This window comes from Vibrio sp. SCSIO 43140 (genome assembly GCF_023716585.1).
Classification (GTDB): Bacteria; Pseudomonadota; Gammaproteobacteria; order Enterobacterales; family Vibrionaceae; genus Vibrio; species Vibrio maritimus_B.
Genome location: NZ_CP071851.1, coordinates 1,026,790 through 1,047,918 on the forward strand (window position 1 = coordinate 1,026,790; position 21,129 = coordinate 1,047,918).

General features: G+C 43.9%; 18 protein-coding genes. 4 read left to right on the top strand and 14 right to left on the bottom strand.

The window, feature by feature from the left end; genetic code table 11:
• Positions 1-104: 104 nt before the first annotated feature.
• Complete coding sequence (locus J4N45_RS23115; RefSeq protein WP_252014732.1) at positions 105-830, bottom strand: GDSL-type esterase/lipase family protein; 726 nt, start codon at positions 828-830, stop codon at positions 105-107.
• A 626-nt stretch (positions 831-1,456) separates the two neighbouring features.
• Positions 1,457-2,344, bottom strand: a complete 888-nt coding sequence (locus J4N45_RS23120; RefSeq protein WP_252014733.1) for a LysR family transcriptional regulator — start codon at positions 2,342-2,344, stop codon at positions 1,457-1,459.
• 171 nt (positions 2,345-2,515) lie between these two features.
• Here J4N45_RS23120 and J4N45_RS23125 point away from each other — a divergent pair, with 171 nt between their 5' ends.
• Positions 2,516-3,589, top strand: coding sequence for a linear amide C-N hydrolase (locus J4N45_RS23125; RefSeq protein ID WP_252014734.1), 1,074 nt, complete (start codon positions 2,516-2,518; stop codon positions 3,587-3,589).
• A 55-nt stretch (positions 3,590-3,644) separates the two neighbouring features.
• On the opposite strand, the gene J4N45_RS23130 is transcribed toward J4N45_RS23125, so the two are convergent.
• Entirely contained in the window at positions 3,645-4,523 is an 879-nt protein-coding gene (locus J4N45_RS23130) for a LysR family transcriptional regulator (RefSeq protein WP_252014735.1), read from the bottom strand.
• Positions 4,524-4,646: 123 nt separating this feature from the next.
• On the opposite strand from J4N45_RS23130, the gene J4N45_RS23135 reads away from it, so the two are divergent.
• On the top strand, positions 4,647-5,663 hold the full coding sequence (locus tag J4N45_RS23135; protein WP_252014736.1) for a linear amide C-N hydrolase: 1,017 nt from the start codon (positions 4,647-4,649) through the stop codon (positions 5,661-5,663).
• A gap of 405 nt (positions 5,664-6,068) precedes the next feature.
• Here J4N45_RS23135 and J4N45_RS23140 read toward each other — a convergent pair whose 3' ends face one another.
• Positions 6,069-6,947, bottom strand: a complete 879-nt coding sequence (locus J4N45_RS23140) for a LysR family transcriptional regulator (protein ID WP_252014737.1) — start codon at positions 6,945-6,947, stop codon at positions 6,069-6,071.
• Positions 6,948-7,080: 133 nt separating this feature from the next.
• On the opposite strand from J4N45_RS23140, the gene J4N45_RS23145 reads away from it, so the two are divergent.
• On the top strand, positions 7,081-8,154 hold the full coding sequence (locus tag J4N45_RS23145; protein WP_252014738.1) for a linear amide C-N hydrolase: 1,074 nt from the start codon (positions 7,081-7,083) through the stop codon (positions 8,152-8,154).
• 135 nt (positions 8,155-8,289) lie between these two features.
• The gene (locus tag J4N45_RS23150) at positions 8,290-8,679 is read left to right on the top strand and encodes a 3D domain-containing protein (protein WP_252014739.1); all 390 of its coding nucleotides are present in this window, start codon (positions 8,290-8,292) and stop codon (positions 8,677-8,679) included.
• 84 nt (positions 8,680-8,763) lie between these two features.
• Here the strand turns inward: J4N45_RS23150 and J4N45_RS23155 are convergent, their stop codons facing one another.
• The 10 genes from J4N45_RS23155 to J4N45_RS23200 all read right to left on the bottom strand — a co-directional run bounded on the left by J4N45_RS23155 (position 8,764) and on the right by J4N45_RS23200 (position 21,114).
• The gene (locus tag J4N45_RS23155; RefSeq protein ID WP_252014740.1) at positions 8,764-10,173 is read right to left on the bottom strand and encodes a TRAP transporter large permease; all 1,410 of its coding nucleotides are present in this window, start codon (positions 10,171-10,173) and stop codon (positions 8,764-8,766) included.
• Positions 10,170-10,790, bottom strand: coding sequence for a TRAP transporter small permease subunit (locus J4N45_RS23160; RefSeq protein WP_234496720.1), 621 nt, complete (start codon positions 10,788-10,790; stop codon positions 10,170-10,172). Before J4N45_RS23160 ends, J4N45_RS23155 begins: the two co-directional genes overlap by 4 nt.
• 81 nt (positions 10,791-10,871) lie before the next feature.
• The gene (locus tag J4N45_RS23165) at positions 10,872-11,882 is read right to left on the bottom strand and encodes a C4-dicarboxylate TRAP transporter substrate-binding protein (RefSeq protein ID WP_252014741.1); all 1,011 of its coding nucleotides are present in this window, start codon (positions 11,880-11,882) and stop codon (positions 10,872-10,874) included.
• A gap of 251 nt (positions 11,883-12,133) precedes the next feature.
• The gene (locus tag J4N45_RS23170) at positions 12,134-12,880 is read right to left on the bottom strand and encodes a protein kinase domain-containing protein (protein WP_252014742.1); all 747 of its coding nucleotides are present in this window, start codon (positions 12,878-12,880) and stop codon (positions 12,134-12,136) included.
• A gap of 8 nt (positions 12,881-12,888) precedes the next feature.
• Positions 12,889-16,296, bottom strand: coding sequence for a type VI secretion system membrane subunit TssM (gene tssM, locus J4N45_RS23175; protein WP_252014743.1), 3,408 nt, complete (start codon positions 16,294-16,296; stop codon positions 12,889-12,891).
• Positions 16,297-16,305: 9 nt separating this feature from the next.
• Positions 16,306-17,520 (bottom strand): type IVB secretion system protein IcmH/DotU, encoded by a 1,215-nt coding sequence (icmH, locus tag J4N45_RS23180; protein WP_252014744.1) that lies wholly within the window; start codon positions 17,518-17,520, stop codon positions 16,306-16,308.
• A gap of 4 nt (positions 17,521-17,524) precedes the next feature.
• Complete coding sequence (gene tssK, locus J4N45_RS23185) at positions 17,525-18,853, bottom strand: type VI secretion system baseplate subunit TssK (RefSeq protein WP_128649654.1); 1,329 nt, start codon at positions 18,851-18,853, stop codon at positions 17,525-17,527.
• A 10-nt stretch (positions 18,854-18,863) separates the two neighbouring features.
• On the bottom strand, positions 18,864-19,355 hold the full coding sequence (gene tssJ, locus J4N45_RS23190) for a type VI secretion system lipoprotein TssJ (RefSeq protein ID WP_252017231.1): 492 nt from the start codon (positions 19,353-19,355) through the stop codon (positions 18,864-18,866).
• Positions 19,356-19,363: 8 nt separating this feature from the next.
• Complete coding sequence (locus J4N45_RS23195; RefSeq protein ID WP_252014745.1) at positions 19,364-20,341, bottom strand: type VI secretion system-associated FHA domain protein; 978 nt, start codon at positions 20,339-20,341, stop codon at positions 19,364-19,366.
• Positions 20,342-20,361: 20 nt separating this feature from the next.
• The gene (locus tag J4N45_RS23200; protein WP_252014746.1) at positions 20,362-21,114 is read right to left on the bottom strand and encodes a transporter substrate-binding domain-containing protein; all 753 of its coding nucleotides are present in this window, start codon (positions 21,112-21,114) and stop codon (positions 20,362-20,364) included.
• Between the last annotated feature and the right edge of the window lie 15 nt (positions 21,115-21,129).

Here is a 21,129-nt window from a genome sequence, read left to right on the forward strand (position 1 = left end):
TAAAGGCAATAACTTAACTTTTTAGAAGAAACTAAAAGTAAACCACTATGTACTTATAATTAAAACAACCAACAATTAGACTTGATTATAATTACTTAGACAGTCTAATAAACATGTTCTTCTATAATTTTAGACCACGCAACATAACCCGAGCCATTTAAATGCAACCCATCATCAGAATACTTTTTTATTAGCGTTTCATTTTTAGATAAGATTGCATTAAGATCCACGTAAGTAATATCATTATTCTCGCAAAATGTTTTCAATTTTTTATTCAGAGCCTTTATAGTTCTATTGTCTCTCATCTCGTCATTATAGGTAAATAGTGTAGACTGAACAATTGGTTCGATGTCATTTGAAAGCAAAAGATCTAGTATTTCCACATAGTTTTTAAATATAGTTTCAACATCAAACCCTCTTGAAACATCATTAGTTCCAATCATTACAAAAGCCTTCTCTGCCTTTGTATTTAAAATCGTATCCATACGTTTTAATACTCCGTCAGTTGTGTCGCCACTAATCCCTCTATTTGCAATTATTTTATCTGGAAACACATCATTCCAATCACTACCATCAGTGATACTATCGCCAATAAAAACAATGTCATAATCATTTTGCGCAATTAATTTAAAGAACGACGTTTTATGTGTGTAACTAGGCTCTTTGAATGAACGATGACCTTTCCCATCGCCACCTATAAGAGCTCTTTTCACGTTTTGTACTTCGTTATAAGGAAATATCTTATAAGTGCCTACTGCTAGACCATACACAAAAGAAAGAACTATAAACAACGACAACATTAAGATCTGAAAAGTTTTTTTTATTAACACTTACTATCCTCCGTAAGCTGGATAACAATCAAATTATCCAAATATGTTTGAAAACACCAAACTGTAATCATCCAGAATTTATCAGGACTTATAATACTTCTTGGGTTCAAACGAGACAAAACCAAAAAGCTGAATTTAATTTGAATTTATGGTAGCCTAAAAAGGTCAACTCTGATGCTTTTCAACAAAAACACCAGTTGGAATTGTAGCAATAATCAACATATTAAATCTAGTACTTATTCTCAAAAGCTGCGCTTAAAGCCACTTTGATGACTACAGCTTATTTGTTACATTAACACTCCGCATCCCCTTAGGTAGTTTTGAAGCATTCGATCTAATCAGGTTTCTTTATATGCAGTTCACCTAGAGAAAACTGTTATGCTAGTCGCAGTGCTTTTTCCTACGTTTCAGCCGGTATGACGACAGTACAAGTTTCTAGGTCTTTAAATTGCAACTGAGTGTATATGGTACTCTAAAGATTTAGTAACTTATCTCGCAAATAATGCCATTATTAACTTTCTCGTATAGGTTCAATGTACTTATCCCTCTATCACATCAAAAATTTATCAGACTCATCAGCAAACTAGTCATTTCTGTGCATCTCAGGAGCCGAGCTAGAATCCAGCTCATCTATTGGGTAGGTTAACCAACTCTTCGATAACATAATCCATCGCTCTATTGACCGGCTTCGCGGTAAGCCAGCTAATCTCCGTCGTCCATTGATTCGGTCTTTTTGATGCTGTTGACGATATGTACATTTTGTCTAGCTGACCATCGCCTAGCTGTTGAGAGCACAAAAACTCAGGTACCATCGCCCATGCATCTACCTGCCCCAACAACTGCAAAGTGTTTTTCGAACTGTTACTGTAAATATTCCTGCTGCTCAGGTTGTGAGTATCTTCGCGACTTGTTTGCTTCATAAACCTTGCCGATATCTGCAACATACCTCTGACTTCATCTAGTGTGAGCACCTTATCCCTGCAGTCGAGATTTGGGGAAGCAACACAAGCAACATCAAACGAGTAGCCATCTGCAATCGTTAACTCATGATTGCCACTGAACAATGAGATACCAAAGCCAATATCAGCTTGTTCACTCAGAACATGACTCCTAACTTGCATAGGATCTACCGCAATGACATTAAGCTCTATCGCTGGGAACTTTTTAATGACTTTTGCGCAGATCGTGCTGACATCACTCCCCATCAAGTCATGGTCTATGGCCAACGTCAATCTCGAGGGCATGCCTTCTAACAAGCTATTCGCTTTCACGCTGAGTAAGTCGCACTCTCGTAGCACAGAGAGTGCATATCGATAAATTTCTGTGCCTTTAGCTGTTATCTCTAGTGAACGAGGCTTACGGACAAAAAGCTCCATCCCCAGTTCGGCTTCTAGGTTGGCAATCAATCCACTTACTGTGGATGTGTGTTTTCCAAGTCGAGCACTAGCCTGTTTAAAACTGCCACATTCAACCGTTTCTACAAAAGCATTCAGTTGTTCTAGAGTCATCGCCATTAGCATTACCTTTCAGTCACCATGTTCGATACATGACTTAAGGGCGGGGTTTTCCCACTCTTGAGCCCGTTCAGAATAAGCAATAGACCCGCCATAATCAATTCATCAGTTAACTATGAACTGAAAACACCATCCCCTAACGTCCTATGACTTTTATTTGGAATCCGTGAAATGAAAAAGAATCTGAACACGCTAGCCATCGCCATTGCAGCAACTGCGTCAATTGCATCTATCTCAACGAGCACGCATGCTTGCTCGCGAATTATCCAAAATACAGGTGACCTACATGGTATTTCGATAGCACGCTCTTATGATTGGGGTGGCAGCGAACTGCAATCGATCGCCCACGTTCAAGTAACGGACACACAGCGTGAAACCAAGCCAGTTCCTGAGTATAAAAATGCGAAATCATGGACGGTAAAGCACAACACTGTTTCATTCGAAGAGGTAAAAACCTTCCATAATACGACTGGCGAAGCAATCAACACAGAAGGTCTTTCAGCGTCAATGTTGTATATGCATGACAGTGTAGAATTCATCAAAGACATTAAAGATGACGGCACGCCTGCAGTACACCTTTCTGATATCGTGCCGTACATTGTTGAAAACTATGCCACTGTTGACGAAGCAGTGAGAGCTTTTGAGCAAGGCGAGTTTCAAATTGCTTACAAAACGGGCATTGCCGGTCATCAGCATGGGTTCCATGTTTCCATTCAAGATAAAAGCGGCGACATTGCACTTCTTCAGCTCAACAAAGGTGGTGAAATGGTCGTGCACCGCGGCGACGTAACAACCGATCTCCGCGTAATGGCTAACTCCCCACTTCAACAAGATCATAGAGCCTATACCGCTACATTTGATATGAATGACGCTGAAAACTTGCCAGGTTCAATTAGCTCACGCGATCGTAATGTTCGTGGAATCTATGTCACAAGCAACACCGACTGGACACCGCAAGCTAATGCGGATTGGATCGATGTGCGAGGAAAAATGAAAGCGGTATTCGATTTTGGTAATAAAGTCCCTCAAGATGTCATCGATCCTACGAACAATGAAAGTTATGCGACATGGGAGACCTTTGTGTATAGCTTAGAGACAGGCGGCATTACTTACTACAACGAAGGTTATGCAGGTCAGCTTTCATTTAATATCGATGATATTGCAGGAATGAAGCAAGAGTCCTGTGCGGACATCTATCACCAAGGACGTAAAGGTGGTCAGATTGTTTGGGGGTCGTGTCAGTAATTAGTAATTGAGAGCTTGTGACGTACTCACGAGCTCTCAATTTAAGTTCTCTTGTCTAACGATTCGTCAGTGAAGACGTATTTTCAATGAACCTTGCTAGAACGGGGTTCATTGCTTTATCGGCCCCGTAGATAAGCTCAGCACTCCAGTTAATGTTTTTGCCTCCCTCTATCTTAAACTCGACAAGGTCACCGCTATCAAGCATATCCAACGCCTGGAACTTAGGTACGATTGCCCATCCCATGCCCATACTCACCATGTCCAACTGGTCCATTAAACTTTGCGCCGTATAGCATCGATTACTAAAAATATGCCCTTTTAGACTGCTCGCATTCTGAATATATTGCATAACGATTTGAGGATAGATACGAACTTCGGACTCAGACTTAACCCTTTGCTCCCCTAACCACTTTAAACTCGCGACCGACACTATCTCATAGCTAAAAAGTGGCACCATAGTAAGAGAGCGGTGCGCCTTAAATAGAGAGTTAACTATTCCAACATCTACTTTACCTTGTTCGGCCATATCGATTATGGATACTGCGTCCCCATGTAAAATCGTAATATCAATCGTTGGAAACTTATCCGCGAGATCTTTGACGCATCTAACCAATTGCCTATCACGCACTGTTGTATCGAGACCAACCGTAAACGTTGCTGGCACATCAGAGAGCAAGCCACTGACTTTTCTCTGCAGATGCAATGCTTCAACCATTACTCCCTTAGCGTTGGCATAACAAAGCCGCCCTTGTTCGGTAAGGTTTAACTTTCTTACCTGCCTATCAAACAATGCAAAGCCTAGGTCAATCTCTAACGATGCCACTTGTTGGCTTACCGTCGTTGAATGCTTGTTCAGTTTAATTGCCGCGCTTTTAAAACTGCCTTCCTCTACAGTTGAGACAAAAGCAGCGATCTGATCCAATGAAAAATTCATAACCCCTCCTTGGCACAAACTATAGCAGGAAAATATCATTCTTATACGAGTTTTTAAGAGGGATAATAGCATCCATAATAGGCCCCATACACAAAGTGATATTGACCTGTTCCGAGGATTACCATGAAAAAACAACTACTTGCTCTATCTATTTCGGCTATAGCAATGGCTGGCGTTTCAAGCATCGCTAACGCATGTACTAACTTTAATTTTTCCACTGACAATGGCAATACATTCATTGGTCGAACTATGGAATGGCCCGGTGAGTTAAAAGGTAAAATTGCTGTTGTCCCCCGCGGACATGTATTCTCCGAAAGCAAAACGACTCATGGTTTTGTTGGTATAGAACATGGCGAGGAGCTATTTAGCTCGGCTCTGAACGAACATGGACTTAGCGGTGAAGCGCTCGCGCTTGCAGGTGCAGTGTTCGCCGATGAAGGGCAAGGTGATATTCGCTCTGGTGATGTGGTGCGCTATGTTCTCGCCAACGCAAGATCCGTCGATGAAGCAGAAAAGATACTTCAGTCTACCAAAGTATCCGTCGCGGCCTACGACGTTGTAGACGGCTTGCATCTTGGTATGCACTACGCCTTCAACGATGGGAAACGTGCCATTGTTGTTGAGTATCTTGACGGAACTGGCTTCCCTGTGATTACAGAAAACAAACTTGGCGTGATGACTAATGATCCAGCATATCACGAGCAAGAAGCACTCGCTGGAATGATGCTTGATGGTTACGATGGATATCACTCTGCCAAAGCACGTTTCTCCGAAGAAACATTTGCGTCATTTGACTATTCACCCATTGGAAGATTCCAAAAGATGGTTGGTTTCAATTACACAATGGATCAAAGCCAACTAAAAACGGATTTTGACGGCGTTAATCGTGCATGGTCTATGGTCAACGCGGTAGATATCCCACAGGGTACCCTGTATTGGCGTTTCGCGTCAGCTGAAGTACCACAGTTCACGTCGTACTCTAATGTCGTAGATATCGCGAATAAAGATTACTACTTCCGCACCTACGATAATATGGATATTCGTAAAATCGACGTAGATTCTATTGATTTTTCCAACGTGAAATACAGCGCTAAAAGCTTGTTTAGAAGCAAACAGCAATACCAAGACTACCAATTCTAAGCAGTTGATTGATTCTTCAATGTACCAACCCCAACTGGCAAGCTAGGTTCCTCCGCTTGTCAGTTGTAAACCTAGCCAATAACTCGCTTGTTTGAATGAGATTCACATGAAAGAGACGACACTCGCTCACTTACGAGAACTAACACAATCGCTTGAGAGCCACAAACACCTTTTCAACCGACATAAATTAAGAGCAGCTCTGCAAGGGAGGCTGCCTGAGTTACCTATCATGAAACGAGAATTCAATACAAAGCGAGGTAAAGCGTTACATATTTTGAATACGACAAACCAATGCTTCACCAGATTTAATGGCGCTGAGAGTACACTGATACAAAAAGCTTGTGTTGTGACTATCTCAGCTATTCAAGAACTATCTCTTGATACTGGCACCGTACATGAAGTCGACTAGCGATACTTAGGTAACTTTTGTATTTCATTCACAAGCCACCTCATCGCTGGATTGAGAATGTTTTGTTTCGACCAAACCAGATTCGTGTTCCAATCTGAAATACTATCTGGTGTAGGTTGATACAGCCTTACCTCTTCGTTTTGAATCGCCGTTTGGCAAACAAAGTTTGGCAAGTAGCCCCAACCGGCACCTGCCTTAACTAGATTCAATATTTGTACGGCATCATTACACAACATAAAGCGGTGACTTGTAATATCAGCGTTTCGAACGCCTATTTCGTCTAAAAAAGAGAGACTTAGCTGCAACTTATCTAAAAGAGAACTGGTATCAGCTTGTTCCGGCAGGTCCCATGAACAAGGTACAACGCAGTTAACCCCAAACGCATAGGCTTTTTCAGAGCTCAGCTCGGTGTGCAGTTGCAGCGTGTTAAATATAAGTCCGATATCTACGACCCCTTCTAATACCCATGCCTTTATCTGTAGGGTGTCACCGGTGCGTACCTGCAGAGATAAATGTGGAAACGCTTCGACAAACCTTGCGATGATTGCATCAACCGCGGGCTCCTTTAAACCACTGTCTACGGCAAATGTCAGCTTCTCTGGGACACCCTGCAATATGCTCGCAACGTTGGCATCAAATAGCGACGCTTCTCTCAACATGGCTGTCGCGGATTTATATAACTGTTCACCTTGAGCGGTAACCTCTAGAGAGCGAGGATATCGATCAAATAGCGTAATACCCGTGTCTATTTCCAAATTGTTGATTTGCTCCCGAACTGTGGAAACATGCTTTCCAAGGCTTCTCGCGGCTTGAGCTAACCCCTTATTCTCTACGGTTGCTACAAATGCTCTTAACTGATCTAAAGATGCTGGCATAACACCACACTTCCTCCGCTGTACACTCAATACATATCATAGGGGATTTTCCTAGCCTTAGCAGCTTTTCATCGCTAAATAAATTGAAATAATAGACTCAAGTTACCAATATCAACCAACTTTGAGGTTTGTTATGAAAGCACTAACACTAAATAAATTGGCAATCGCATCTCTAACTGCAGCTGCGTTAGCACTAACTGCTGGCGCGGCTAATGCGTGTTCACGCTTCACTCTCGATACGCCGCATGGTGTCTCTACGGTTCGTTCATTAGATTGGGGGGAGCAGTTAGGCAATGTAGCGCAAGTGAACCCTGTTGGCATAAGTAACAGCTCAGAAGCGCCAAGCTACAAAAACGCGATGACGTGGATCACCAAGTTTCACGCTATTTCACAGATGGAATGGGATGTCTTCGGCGGAGTCGCATCCGATGCCATCAATTCTGAAGGACTCGCTGCTTCACTGCTCTATATGTACGATTCAGCTGAGTTTATTGCAGATTACCAAGATAATGGCGCGCCAGCGGTCAGCTTCCTCGATGTAATTCGTTACATAACAGAAAATTACGCGACGACAGAAGAAGCCGTTAAAGCATTCAACAGCAACGATTGGCAAATCGCTTGGAAAGATGGTTTACACGGCACACAGCACGGTCTGCATATTTCTATCCAAGATAAATCCGGAGACATCGCACTGCTTCAGCTAAACAAAGGCGGCAAGATGGTCGTTTACCGTGGTGACACCAAGTCTGACTTGCGTGTTATGGCGAACTCGCCACTGCAACAAGATCACCGTGCATACGTTGAGAAAGTAAATCTCGACGATATCGCTGCGAAAGGCATCCCAAGCTCAATCAGCTCACTAGACCGCAACCTACGTGGCCTATTTAACACTCAACACATTGCGTTCCAAGAAGATGCCAGCTGGGCACAAACTCGCGGCAAGCTGCTAAGCACATACAACGCGGGTAACCTGATCCCGCAAGATCTGATCGACCCTGAGAATGGTGAAACTTATGCGACGTGGACTCAGTTCGTCTACAACCACGATAGCGGTGACTTCCTCTTCACTAATTACGATACTCGTTCATCAATTGGATACAACTTCAACGATACTAAATCGTTCACCAAAACCATGTGTGCAGATACCGTAAAACAAGCGGAGGAAGGGTTATCCGACGTTGTTTTCACTGAGTGCAAAACAAGATAATCCCTTGGTTAGGTGCATAGCGCATAAAGCCGCTATGTGCCTTTCCTCTCCTTCATCAAACGCTTGCCTGACAGGCACAGCACAATACAAGGCTATACTTACCTCAATCTTCCCAACTTAAATATACGGTTTTAGATGAAGAAATCGCTTAGCTATTTAGTCCTAGCTTTACTTGTTCCTTTAACGACATTCGCTTCTACTGAGAAAAAGCTCCGAGTCACAGCGAGTGCCTACACGTCTGCCGTCGGTGAAACAGATTCGACGCCCAACATTGGGGCTTGGGGAGACACGCTCAAGCCGGGTATGAGGTCAATTGCGGTATCAAGAGATCTAATTGAGCTTGGCTTAGACCACAATCAAGAAGTCACCATCGAAGGGTTTAAAGGAACCTATCGAGTGCTAGACAAAATGAACAAGCGATGGACTAAAAAGATTGATATCTACATGGGGAATGATGTTGAGAGCGCCAAACAATGGGGTGTTCGTGAAGTCACGATTATTTGGCGAGAAAACAAAGATAATTGATTTATCGCAAGACGAAAAACAAATGCCTCGACTTAATCGAGGCACTCCTATTGTTTAGCGACTAACACACGAGTCTAGATCGAACTAGGCATACCCCATTAAGCTCGGCAACCACAGAACAATCCCTGGCATCACTAACAACACGGCAATGGTGATAACGTCAGCGACAAAAAACGGTAAGCAACCTCGAAATACGTCTTGTACCGAGCATTCAGGTCTAACGCCGGCAACAACAAAGCAGTTCAAGCCAATTGGCGGAGTAATTAGACAGAGTTCAGCCATCTTTACAACGATGATACCAAACCAAATTGCACACCCTACTCCTGACACTCCAAATGCTGAATCTACCGCCGCGACATCTGCGCCACCGTTTAGGGCGATAACCGCGGGATAAACAACCGGTAGCGTTAACAACAGCATGCCTATAGCGTCCATGAACATCCCTAAAACGGCATAGGCACAAAGTATGAGTAGAAGCGTGAGCATTGGGCTTTGTTCCAAGCTAACAATCCAATCCGAAAACACTGTGGGAAGATCTGCAAACCCTAAGAAACGGACGTAGATCAGTACACCCCAAATTATTGCGAAAATCATGGCTGATAACTTAGCCGTTTCCATCAAAGAGCTTTTAATTTCTTTCCAACGACTACCGTGGAAAATAGCCAAGACCAGAATCAATGATGCACCTAACGCGCCAGCTTCTGTAGGAGTCCCCACGCCGCCATAAATACATACGACGATTATGCCTACTACTGCGAATATAGGCATCGCTCCCGGAAGGGTTTCAAATCGCTCTTTCCAGGTAAAACCTCTCACAGGTGGACCAAAGTTTTTACGTGTTAGAGCAAGAAATACAACTAACCCACCATAAATCAGCGCAGAGACAGCGCCTGGTAGAAAGCCAGCCATTAGCAGTGCGCCTACATCCTGCTCAACAATAATCGCGTAGATAACCAATATCGCAGAAGGCGGGATCAACGAAGCCAACGTACCACCAGCAGCGACAACCCCTGCCGCAAAGCGTTTATCGTAGCCAAGTTTGAGCATCTCAGGGACGGCAATTCGGGCAAAAACTGCTGATGTTGCAACTGATGCACCTGATACAGCGGCAAACCCCGCGGTTGAAAACACCGTAGCCACCCCCATACCGCCTGGAAGCCAACCAACCCAACGTTTTGCGGCCTCAAACAATGAACGTGTCAATCCTGCATGGTAAGCGAGAAATCCGATAAGTATAAAGGTCGGTATTAGCGATAAAGCAAGCGATGACACTTTAGAATGCGGAATGGTGCCAGCCATTTTAATCGCAACTAAGAGCCCCCTTTCAAAGCCCAGTTTTGCCGAAAAAATCCACACTAAGCCTAAGAAACCAGCAATCGCAGCAGCAAAAGCGACTCTTACCCCGATGATCACCATGACCAACATAAATCCCGAAACCCACAAGCCGATTTCAATAGAGTCCATCGCACCCATAACTTCAAACAAAGACATCATTTTGAAGCCCCCTCATCGCTGGCACTCACGGTTTCAGCTTCTTTCGCTGCAACTTCGGCAGCAGATTCGATCATGGGAACGGCTACTGGCTTAGTATCACCTCGCTTAATCGCTCGTAAATACGCCCAGATTTGCAAAATCAATCGCAGTGCTAACACCGATAATGCAAATGGCACAACTAGCTTTGCAGGCCAAGTGGGCAAATTGATATCAACAGAAGAGTCACCAATAGAATAGGCTCGCCAAAAGTGAAGGTAAGAGCCGTAAATAAGTAGCAAAGTGACGACTAGCATCAATACACTTGATAAGAACTCAGTGAACCACAACCATCGACCTTTGAAACGTCCGACCAAGATATCCATCCTAATGTGTCCGCCCATACGCTGCGTGTATGCAATCCCTAAAAAGGCGATAAACGCCATCGCCTGTTCTACCCAGTCGATGTAACCGCTGATCGGCATTGAAAACAGCCAGCGCCCTAGGATGTTGGTCGTGGCCAATGCCACAAGTGCAACGATCACGCACCCTGCGGCAAGATTTAATAATGATTCAAGCTTGAAGAATACCTTGTCGACCCGACTTACCGCCGAGCTGTCCTCTAAAACTGACGCAGACATACTCGAAATCCTTTTGGTATTGAAAAAAAACTAAGCGCTAGTCACGACTAGCGCTTAATAGTTTGAGTGTTGAAATGAGCATTAATTTTGCTGTTTGAATAAGGCTTCTGTGTAGTCAAATAAAGCCTGAGAGTCGAACTGACCTTTGTACTTGTTCACCCAATCTTCACGCACTGAAGCCGCTAAATCATTAAGTTCTGCAGTTTGATCTGCCGTGAAAGTGACTTGTGTGACGCCCTCATCTGCGATTGCTTTATCGAACTTCGCCGTCGTGTTTTGCTCGTAATTCGAAACATAGTAGTCCAGTGCTTCTGGCACCGAGCTCAATAACGCTTCTCGATGTTCAGGTTTAAGCATTTCTAACGCTTCTGTGTTAACCACTACCGGGCAGTTCGCTGAGCCTAGGTTCAAGTTGGTCGTCACCCAGTTTGCTACCTTATATGTATTTGTCGCCAGGTGGGCGTGCGGGGCAAACGATGCTGCATCGATGACACCGGAGTCCATTGACTGCCTAACTTCAGAAAAAGGTACTGTAGTTTTGACTGCACCGAGCTTTTCTAGAACACTCATAATCCCACCGGGACCGCGAACTCTCAGCCCTTTAAAGTCATCCAAGCTTTCTAACTTGTCACTCTTACTTGCAATGTTGTATTGCGGTAAGGGTGTTGGCATCAGTAACGTTGCGTTCCATCTAGCAAGATCTTTCTTTACTTCTGGGTGGTTAAAGACCTCGGTATAGATTTCACCGACTCTTGCCAAAGATACATCTTGAGAGAAGGGTAATTCCGTTACCGTAATCGTTGGATTCTTGTCTGTATGATAGAAAGAGCAGAACTGCGCCATTTCAAAGGCACCAAATGAGATTCCATCTAAGTTTTCTCGCGCTTTCGATAAACCACCGTAAGACAATACAAGCTTAAATTCACCATTGGTTTTCTGCTCAACTAGCTCCGCCAGTTTTTCCACATTCTCTGTGAAAGCTCTGCGCTTACCCCACAAAGATACATTCCACTCGGTCGCAGCATGTACTTCGGCTGCCATAAACCCAGTTATAATAAGTGATACCGTTAACGCTGTTTTTGTCGCTTTCATGGACAACTTCTCCTGATTTTATTCCTTTTATACAGCGAGTGCGTGCCCCACTAGGTTCCCAGATACCGACTCCATTCTGGGGATAGAGCTAACTCAATGATAAGCATAGATTATTGTTTACATTTCGCTCAAAACGATAACAATTTTGCAAGACAGAACACGTTATTCGACGGAAAGGATATTTTTGACTATCCACCTTCTATCTATCGTGAATCAATCACAAGAAAATTGAGGTGTCGCCTTCTTAGACATTACGCGCCACTATGAGAATTCGGTAGCTGAAGGTCTTTAGTTATAGCTTTGACAAGCGCCTCTACCCTATCGGTTAGCTGGGTTGAAAGGCGTAAAAATTGAAGGCGCTCGAGTAACATACAGGTCCAAGACTCGAAGTCACTGAGAAGAGGCTTATAGCTTCCCCCAACCACGGTCAATATCGTCACGAGTAATGCGTAATAATCGTGAATCGGACTCGCGGATTTGTCACCTTTGGGATAGGCAAAACTCTGAGTGCTTTGACTGACGCCGCGCTCTGCCCACAACTCCCCAACTCGTCGAGCATTTGAAAAATCAATGAGTGACAGTGTACCGTTTCTCTGAACAATGATGTTAGCTGGCTTAATGTCACCGTGAACGATACCGAGTTGATGAAGCTGTTCCACCTCACGAAACAAACGTAACACTATGTCGCTCATATTTATGGATTGTGCGCCATTAGGAGTCGCTTCGCGAATCAGGTCAGATAAAGATCGACCTTCAATATAAGTCGTCGTCAGCAAACCACGACTACCATCTTTGAAAAACCCGAGACATTGATGCGTGTCGACACCAAGCGTGCCCACTCTCGACAGCCATAAAGCCTCTCTTTGCAACAAAGCGGTATCGAGTACGTTAGCAGAGAATTTAACGCGCATATCGCGCTCTGGAGTATGCAGAATACGTGTGTTGCTCACTCGTTCCAGTCTATGCTCTGGAACGAGTGCGCTAACCCATAGTGGCACAGTCAACTCTACAGCCATTGAGGTAGTGTCAGTTGTTTGAAGAAACCAGAATCAAACGGCTGCCTAACGCCATCCGACTTGACCAGTAAGTTCACCTCGTTGTCCCCTACTTGGTAACGCCAAATCAGCTCACTGCTGCCTACTTGGGATGCCCCTTGCATTGCATCTGCAACCTTAAACCAGCTCCAAGCTCCCGACTGTTTATCACGCTTTATTACACCACTCGTGTCCTCGATAAGAATAGAAATATCCTGAACTTGGTTGGTGGGGATTGGCCATGCTTGAGTACGCCAAAGTTTAGGACCATTTTGGTACTCGAACAGTTTCGAATTGGTGATTAACGCAAAACGCGTCAATACTGGTGACATCTTTTCCGCTCTTACTGAGAACTTAAAGCCTAACTTATCCCCAGTGAACAGCTGATCTTGAATTCGAGAAACAGACTCTTTGAACGGTTGATATTGCCAGGAGAGCGACAAATATTGATGTGGTACGAAGCCATTAATAAACAACTCTTTATTTATAGTAATATCCAACTGATTGGCATATTTAGTCGCAAACTGATCAAACTCACCGTTTGGCTTAAAGAAGGACTCAACATCAGACAACGCAGCATCCGTTGTCGAAGTCGTATTAAATGGATAGTGGCTTGCCAGTCGAGTTTGATAGAAATCACTAACCTTAGCCCAATCCTGATTGATAACCTCACGTATGGAGTCCAAAGCGAGTCCATTAACTAACGTCGCTTGTTGTTGCATTAGCTCTGGCAGAATCGGCACATTGTAGTTGTCCGCCGATGAGTTGAGTTTAGCGATTGGATTACTCGCATCCGCATTTTCAAGCTGTTCAAGAAAATAATGTCCCTTAAACTGAATCTCTTTGGACTTGGCAATCCAATCACGCAGTGCTTGTAAGTCTCCCATTGCTACATCAAACGGACTCTTACCCGTTTTATTTGCCGCAATGACACTATGAATGTGCCTAAATGGATAGGTAATCGACTCAGCAACACGCTCCATCGCGGCACCATTTGCTGGCGTTAGCGGCGATTCCTCTTCCTTAGCGCTTGCATCTTTATCTGCAGGTTGTTCTTTCTCTGTTGTTTCAAAGGTTTTGAGAAGGTTGGTATTTTCATCAATCACCTGATAAAACTGCAGCAAAGGAGAGAAGTTAGCATCTGTGACCAATGCCAACTGTTGTTCGCTCCCACCCCAACTGTCTACGGTCGTCAAACTTACGCTGCCCGTAAACGCAGTCCAATGGCTTATGTAGTCTTTGATATAGCGTTCGCGTAATTGACGGTTAATCCGGTTCATTTCCGCATCGCCACTGATTCGCCCCATTACCCCTTCGTAAGCTTTGATGGCTTCAGAGGCGAGTTGAAAACCCGTTTCGTTACTGAGCTCTTCAAATCCATCGCGAGTAAACGCATACGGAATCAAGTAGCCACTAAAGTCTTGCTTGAAACTATAGACTTGATCAAAGGTTGGATTAAGTTGGTTTCGCAGATCAACACGACGAGAGAAATCTTTATGTTGCATGATGTGCTGGTAAAGTAATTCACTGACATCATTAGACGATAAAGTGCCACGTACGAGTTCAAGCAATTGTTCATCATAAGGAGGAGGAACCGCCTTTGTGCTTAAGGCATCTTGCGCGAGCAAGGTAAAGCGCTCTATCAAATTAGCGTAGCCGCTTCCCTCTTCGTTAAGCGCTCCAATGTAATAATTTACCAATGGCTCAGATGAGTGACGATCAGGATTGTACAAAATCTGCTGAAGGTTAAGCAGTTCGAGCGTCTTTACTTTGTCATCGAGTGAATTGTACACAAACATATCTTTCATGATGTAGTCACGCATCAAGGTCAATAGTTCCGATGTTAGTTCACCGTAATAAGCACTGTTCACATACTCAGCGATGCTTGAACTTGGCAACCAACTTAAGACGTACCAAGGGTGGTTATCCTGTTTATATAGCTGATCGATTTCTCGAAGCTCATACAGGCTAAATACCGGTGATGCGAGATCATCCGGCTGTATTTCATTAACCCTTAGGTTATCTTTATACTGTGCGAGCATAGCCTGGGCTTGATCATCGAGGTTTTGCTGATAGACATAACTGGCTCTTATAAGTGCTAAGAAACCACCAAATAATACAACTAGGCCAACAGTCGCTGCTAAACGCGTCGTCCGATAGGTAAACTCTCGTTTTCTGTTAACGCCGACCAATGTCGATTCTTTTAGAACACAGCTTGGGAATAACCCCTTAGCGAACAAGCTGAGTGTTTTACTCGTAGTGTTTACCGTGGAGATTGACTCAAAACCGAGCTCGGACGCATGCATCGCAGAAACGACGTCCAGTGTCTTACTATCACCACCAGTATTGACGAAGAAATAACCTCTAAAAAACAACTCCACGTCATCAAACTGGTGCTGATTAAAGGTTAGTGACAAAAAGTCTTCAATGTCATATCGAAGTGCGGATAGCTGAAACAAACCTGAGACTGAAGAGTCACGATAATCAGCATTAAGTTGTTGCTTGAGCGATGAGCTGATTGTGCTCGCAATTCCTTTGACCAAAGCTTCATAAGAGTCATCAAACCATTCCTTGTCGTAATGGCGGCTTTCATTCAAATCACGCAGTGCACCGAAAGGTTGATCCCTCTCTGTCTCATCCAACGGTGAAAAAAGCTCACACAAATCAAGCACTTGAGCCATGTCAGTAAAGGCACAATAGACAGGTAAAATAAGCCCAGTCTGCTTGTTTAAATCTTCCAACATAGAACGATACTTTTGACTGGTCTCACTCGCTGAAATTTCTGTGCTATTTATCAAGCTACCCAAATTCACCGAACACAACACACCATTGAAAGCCTGTCTCGCTCGCTTCTTTTGCACCAAATCGAGCAGTATCTGAACACTTTTAGATGAACTCTCTTTGTTCATCATTAGATCGACGGTGACGATAATTGCCGCGTCAGAAGCCCAAAACCTGACAGCGACGAGATCTGTAGGTAACTCATCAACAGGGTCAATCAGTTCAAATCCCATTTGTTGCAGCAAGGACTGATCATGACTTGGGTCTTCGGTAAGTTGAACATACCAAGGAATTGAGTACGGATTTGCGTTGAGCTTTGAGTGTTTTCTCCAAACCAAATTAAAGGTACGCTTGATTTCATCCACTCGCCATTGCTCAAGTTTTTTCTCGTCTTCATTGATTTTCTTTCTTCGAAATAGACGGTAACTACCGAAACCTGAACCAATAAGTATAACGAGCGCACCGAGTGTCTGAAGCACAATAACCCAAGCAGGCTCAGTTCCGAACCAACCTAATCCCCAAAAAACCAGCATCAATAATGACGTTATAACGAGTGCTATCAAGCTTGCTAATACTATCGCTTTATTTTTTTTCATCATTGGTTTGACCTACTGCTTAGCTCTGATGACGAAAGCGTCATCTATCCCTGCATTCTTCGCAGCACTTAGCACTTCTTGTGCTTCTTGTGTCGTCGCTACATTGCTGGAAACGATATAAAAATTGCCTTGGCGCTCTACCTGAGCATTCGGTAGCATTTCACCATGTTGAGACAGAAAGTTTTGTGCCGAAGATTTTGAGGACAATGTCGCAAGTTGTACTCGAAAACCGTTACGAGCTGACACACTCGAAGACGTTGAACCAGAAGTCGCTATGGACGACACATTACTAGAAGCTGGCACATACGATTTTTTGGCACCGCTGAGATCTTGATCGGTGCTCGTGTAGATGTACTCTTTCTCTTGAGCGTTGGCTTGACTATAGTATTTGTCGGTAAAGCTAGGTAATGAGGTAAATGGCTCTGCTTTGACGGGAACCGTAATTTGATACCAATAATATATGCCGCCCCAAAACGACGCGAGCAAGGCAACAAATAGCATAGCACCTCGCCCAAGCCTTACCGGGCGTTGTGGTCGAGCCCTACGTTTAAAAGTAGAGGCTATCGGTCTAGGTATCGGCATCCTCTCTGGCTCTGAGCCTTGGTCAACGTCTGCAAACACCGCCTCTTCTAATCGCTGAACTAAGACACCAAGCAACTCTTTTCCTTCAACACGATAGCGGCCGCGGAACCCAAGCTTAATCATGATATAGATGAGCTCTAAAAGGTCTTTAAGCAGGATGGGTTGTAAGAGTGCTCTTTCCGCGACAAGATAAAATTGTTCACCACCGTTTTTAACACCGAATAGTTCACTGACTAATGTCTGATTCTCCCATCCAGACTCTTCTCCCCATTCGGAGTGCAATATTTGTTCATCCAACATAACGGCGAACAAAAAGCAGGTCTTATCCGCGACAGAAGGTGGATAGTCGAGTTTAGCTACCTTGTATTTTAGATCTGTTAATTGCCCTTTTAACCCCATACGGAAAGTATACATATCCGCAGGACATTCAAGTCGCTTCACAGAAATGATGAGCGATAACAACTCCGCGCTGACACGGAGTATATCGTTATCAAACAGTTCAGTTTGGCGCTGGGCCAATGTATAACGCGCTTGGTTCTTGATAGCGTTTAAACTGGTCAGGCGCACCCCACCGGACGAGGACACCGAATCAGTATCAACATGAGTTTTTAAAGGGACCGTGACTTCATCTAATAGATCGTTCATAGCATTATCCCAATGCGTAAAGCTTGATGGCTAGATCGGGTATGCGACTATCCACGTGCAGTGCAATAGGCTCACGTTTCGACTTGAGTTGCTGCCAGTATTCATGGGAGGTGTCTATCTCAAAATAGGCTAAGTCGACCTGAGCTTTTAGCTCTGATGGAGCAACCGGTAATGGATTGATAGTGACACCGGATTGACTATTTCTAACCAACTCAGCAATCAAACTGATTCCACTTAAAGTACACACGCTTGGGAACGTCGAGCTCAGAGTAGCTGCACCAACCGAAGACTTCACTGAAATCACTAAACGCCTTCCTTCCATCTGAGCCAAGGTTGGAATCGACAATCTTAGTAGTCGACGTTTCTCAAAGAGGTTAGTATCCCATTCAAATTCGGTTACCTTGTCACTTTGGACCATCGACAGTTTATCCCTTAACCCCGAAAACAAGGGTCCAAATGCGAGGTGGAGGTTGTCTTTATTAAGAACCACGTGCTCTACACTGCCCATAGCGGGCGTGAAGCTATCAAGCTCTGAGGAGAAGCTCGCCAACTTTTCGTACAGTGTATCTACGTTCGTTTCAGGCTTTTCAACCAAAATCGCGAGTTGTGGTATCCATCGGTTTAGGGTTTGCAACCAAAGAAATTCCCGCATTAAACTCAAATCACTTTTTGTTTGCTCACCAGCACCAATTCTCTCAATGACGTTTTTTGCCCTCGCTTGAACGAGAATAAGTAGCTCCTTCAATCTATCCTTCAGCAGCGAAGAGGCTCCATATTGTAAACATGCAGGAATGAACCCTTTATCAAGTACAACCTCTCCGTCATCACGTCGCTCAAGAACTCGAGCGATTGGGATTAGCACTAAGCCATTTGTGTCTTCACCTTCTAGTAACAGGCGAACGTTTGGTTCTGCAAGTGATGCTTTAATCCCACTTTGCTCCGCATCACTAGAATCAAAAAGATTGTGCTCCGCTACAACGTAACGTTTTAACAGTTCCCTCTCGCCGTATTCGTTCTCTCCTTCAATTGAAAGAGGCAGAGCTAAGAAGACCGTTTTATTCATGGTGTTTTCTGGAATCTCGATAATCAGTTCACGAGAGCAATCAAACAAGGTTCCATCTTGAAACACACCGCTACAACGGACGACGCTAAATTTCCCTAGTTTTAGGTAGTTAGACTCATTTTCTAACACTGAAACGCCGAAGCTTTTTCCGCTCGACGTTAGATCAACATACTTTTGAATGTACTGAGTAATGTATCTTTCTGTCTGTTGGAAATGTTGGGGTGCAACAAACATCCCTTCTTTCCATACCACTTTTCTCTGATGTTTCAATTGGGTCTCCTTACCACCATGAACTATCAACAGGCTGAGAAATCTCAATTTTTGCTTGAGAGATTCTTATAATTATTGGGTTTTCATCAGGTTCTTCGACCAACGCAACCACTGCCTTTGATGTTGCCACTTCGTAGTCTGCAAACTCTGCAAACACTGCGATAAACTTTGTTTCTTGTTGGACTTCTAGCGTAAAAGACCGCGTCTCACCTGGGATTACTGGTGGCATGACTTTCGAATTAATCAACGAACCAGCAAGTACACTACTGTCTGACTCGTAAATACTAACGAACTCCGCATTTTCAAATGCGCCACTTTCTTTGAGTTGGTACAGTCTAATTATCAGCGGTCTAGGAATGTCATCATCAAACGTATTAATGTCATCCGCTGCCTTCATGTTCACAGTTACTGCAATTGAAGGTTGAAATACGGGTGCGCTTGAACCACAGCCTAAAATGGCTATCGGCAATAACGCTGACGTAAACAGACGCATAAGATTCATATGCTCCACTACTTCTCCCTCAACTCTTCCATTAATAGCGCTGTAAACTGTCTTTTAAACTCACTTTTCTGTTGTTTTCTCATAAACTGTTTTTTATAGAGCGACCAATACTTTTTGTCCTTGTTGCCCCACCCAGTGATGTAATCGTCAAACTCTTCTTCTAAAGAACTGGGATTGAAATCATCCAAAAACTTATCCAATGTCACTTCGATACATGAAAACAGTCGCTCCCTATCGATTGCCGCGGTGACGGTCGATTGTTGATGCTCAACTAACTTTGTTAACCGATCGATGCTGGAGTCTAGAGCTTGAATCTGTGAGCCATTGGCAACCGTGACAGAATGTTCATCAGCTACAGGCTCATTTTGATGCTCTGTTATCATTACGATATTGTCTTTGCTATCACTGCTTGAGAGGTCCATCGCGAGATCATCGTCATCTTCAAATGGGTCGTAGGAATAAATGTCCTCCCCAACCACGTTCTCAGATGAAAACGCTTCAACTTCTTCTTGTTTAAACGATGAACTCGACGAAACATCTTGCGCAAATATCGCTTCTGTCGGCTCTTCCATCACGCTATCGAAGTCGAATGTCTCTCTTTTTTCGGGAAACAGGCCTTCTGTATTTTGCTGAGAGCTACTATTGGTTGAACCTTCAGCGAATAGTTCTTCCATATCGCTCACTAGCATCAGATACCCACCAATACGAATATTGTCGCCATCATTCAACTTTAAAGACTGACCGACACCAAGCTCAACGCCATTCACCTGACATCCATTTACGCTTCTATCAATAATCTGGAAGCCGCCCTCAGAGTGCGGACGCACTTCTACATGCACGCGAGATAGCGTGCGACTGAGATCAGGTAATTGCACCGTGCATTCATATGAACGGCCTATTGTGCCACCTTCACTAGGAAGCGTTATCTGGCGACTCATTACCTGCTCGTTTTCAGGTAGCTCAATCAACTGAAAACTAATATCCATGGCATTCCCTTACCTATACTTCAATAACATTTGCGTAAGGAAGCATTAAATTGCTCCAAAAAGCCTGGGGCTTGACGCAAAAAGTCGTTAGAAAAATGAACCATTAAATCTTGCTTTTTAATTCTCACCCGTTGGAAGTAGTCCATGGGTAGGTTCGCTTTCTTCATCGACTCTTCAAACACAAGTTCGTACTCATAGGCGACATCCAAATCGCCTTTCCAAAGCATTTGTAATAGCGAATCCGCATCTCTTGGCTTTCTTATTACGTTATAGCCATCTCTCTTTAAAGATAACCACTTGTTTGTATTAAACTTAGCACCAAAACGTAAACTGTACTTAGTTGTTTCATCATTTATGTCGGCATAGATGTTTGGAGCTATGAACCATGCCAAGTTTTCTGACACTATCGGATAAGACGCCGTCGCATATTGAGCTCGACGACTATTCGATGAACCGGCAAAAAAGCCATGCATTTCGCCTGTTTCAACCATCAACTGCGCTTTGTCCCAACGCATTACCCGAATTTCATAAGGCTGTCCCATTCTGCCTAGCGCACACTTGACTCTATCTACAGCTACCCCCCCTATCTTGCCGTTACTATCAACGGTTTGATAGGGAGTCCAGATCTGGGTTGCAAGCGTTATACGTTCTACCGCGCCCGCTTCAAATGCTCCGGTTAATAGGACACTTGGCACGAGGCAGAACTTGGTCAGTGCCCTAGCACTGACCTTAGCCTTTCCAATAAAATGGAACATCAAGGCACGCTTATCCATGTTGTCACCTCTCTC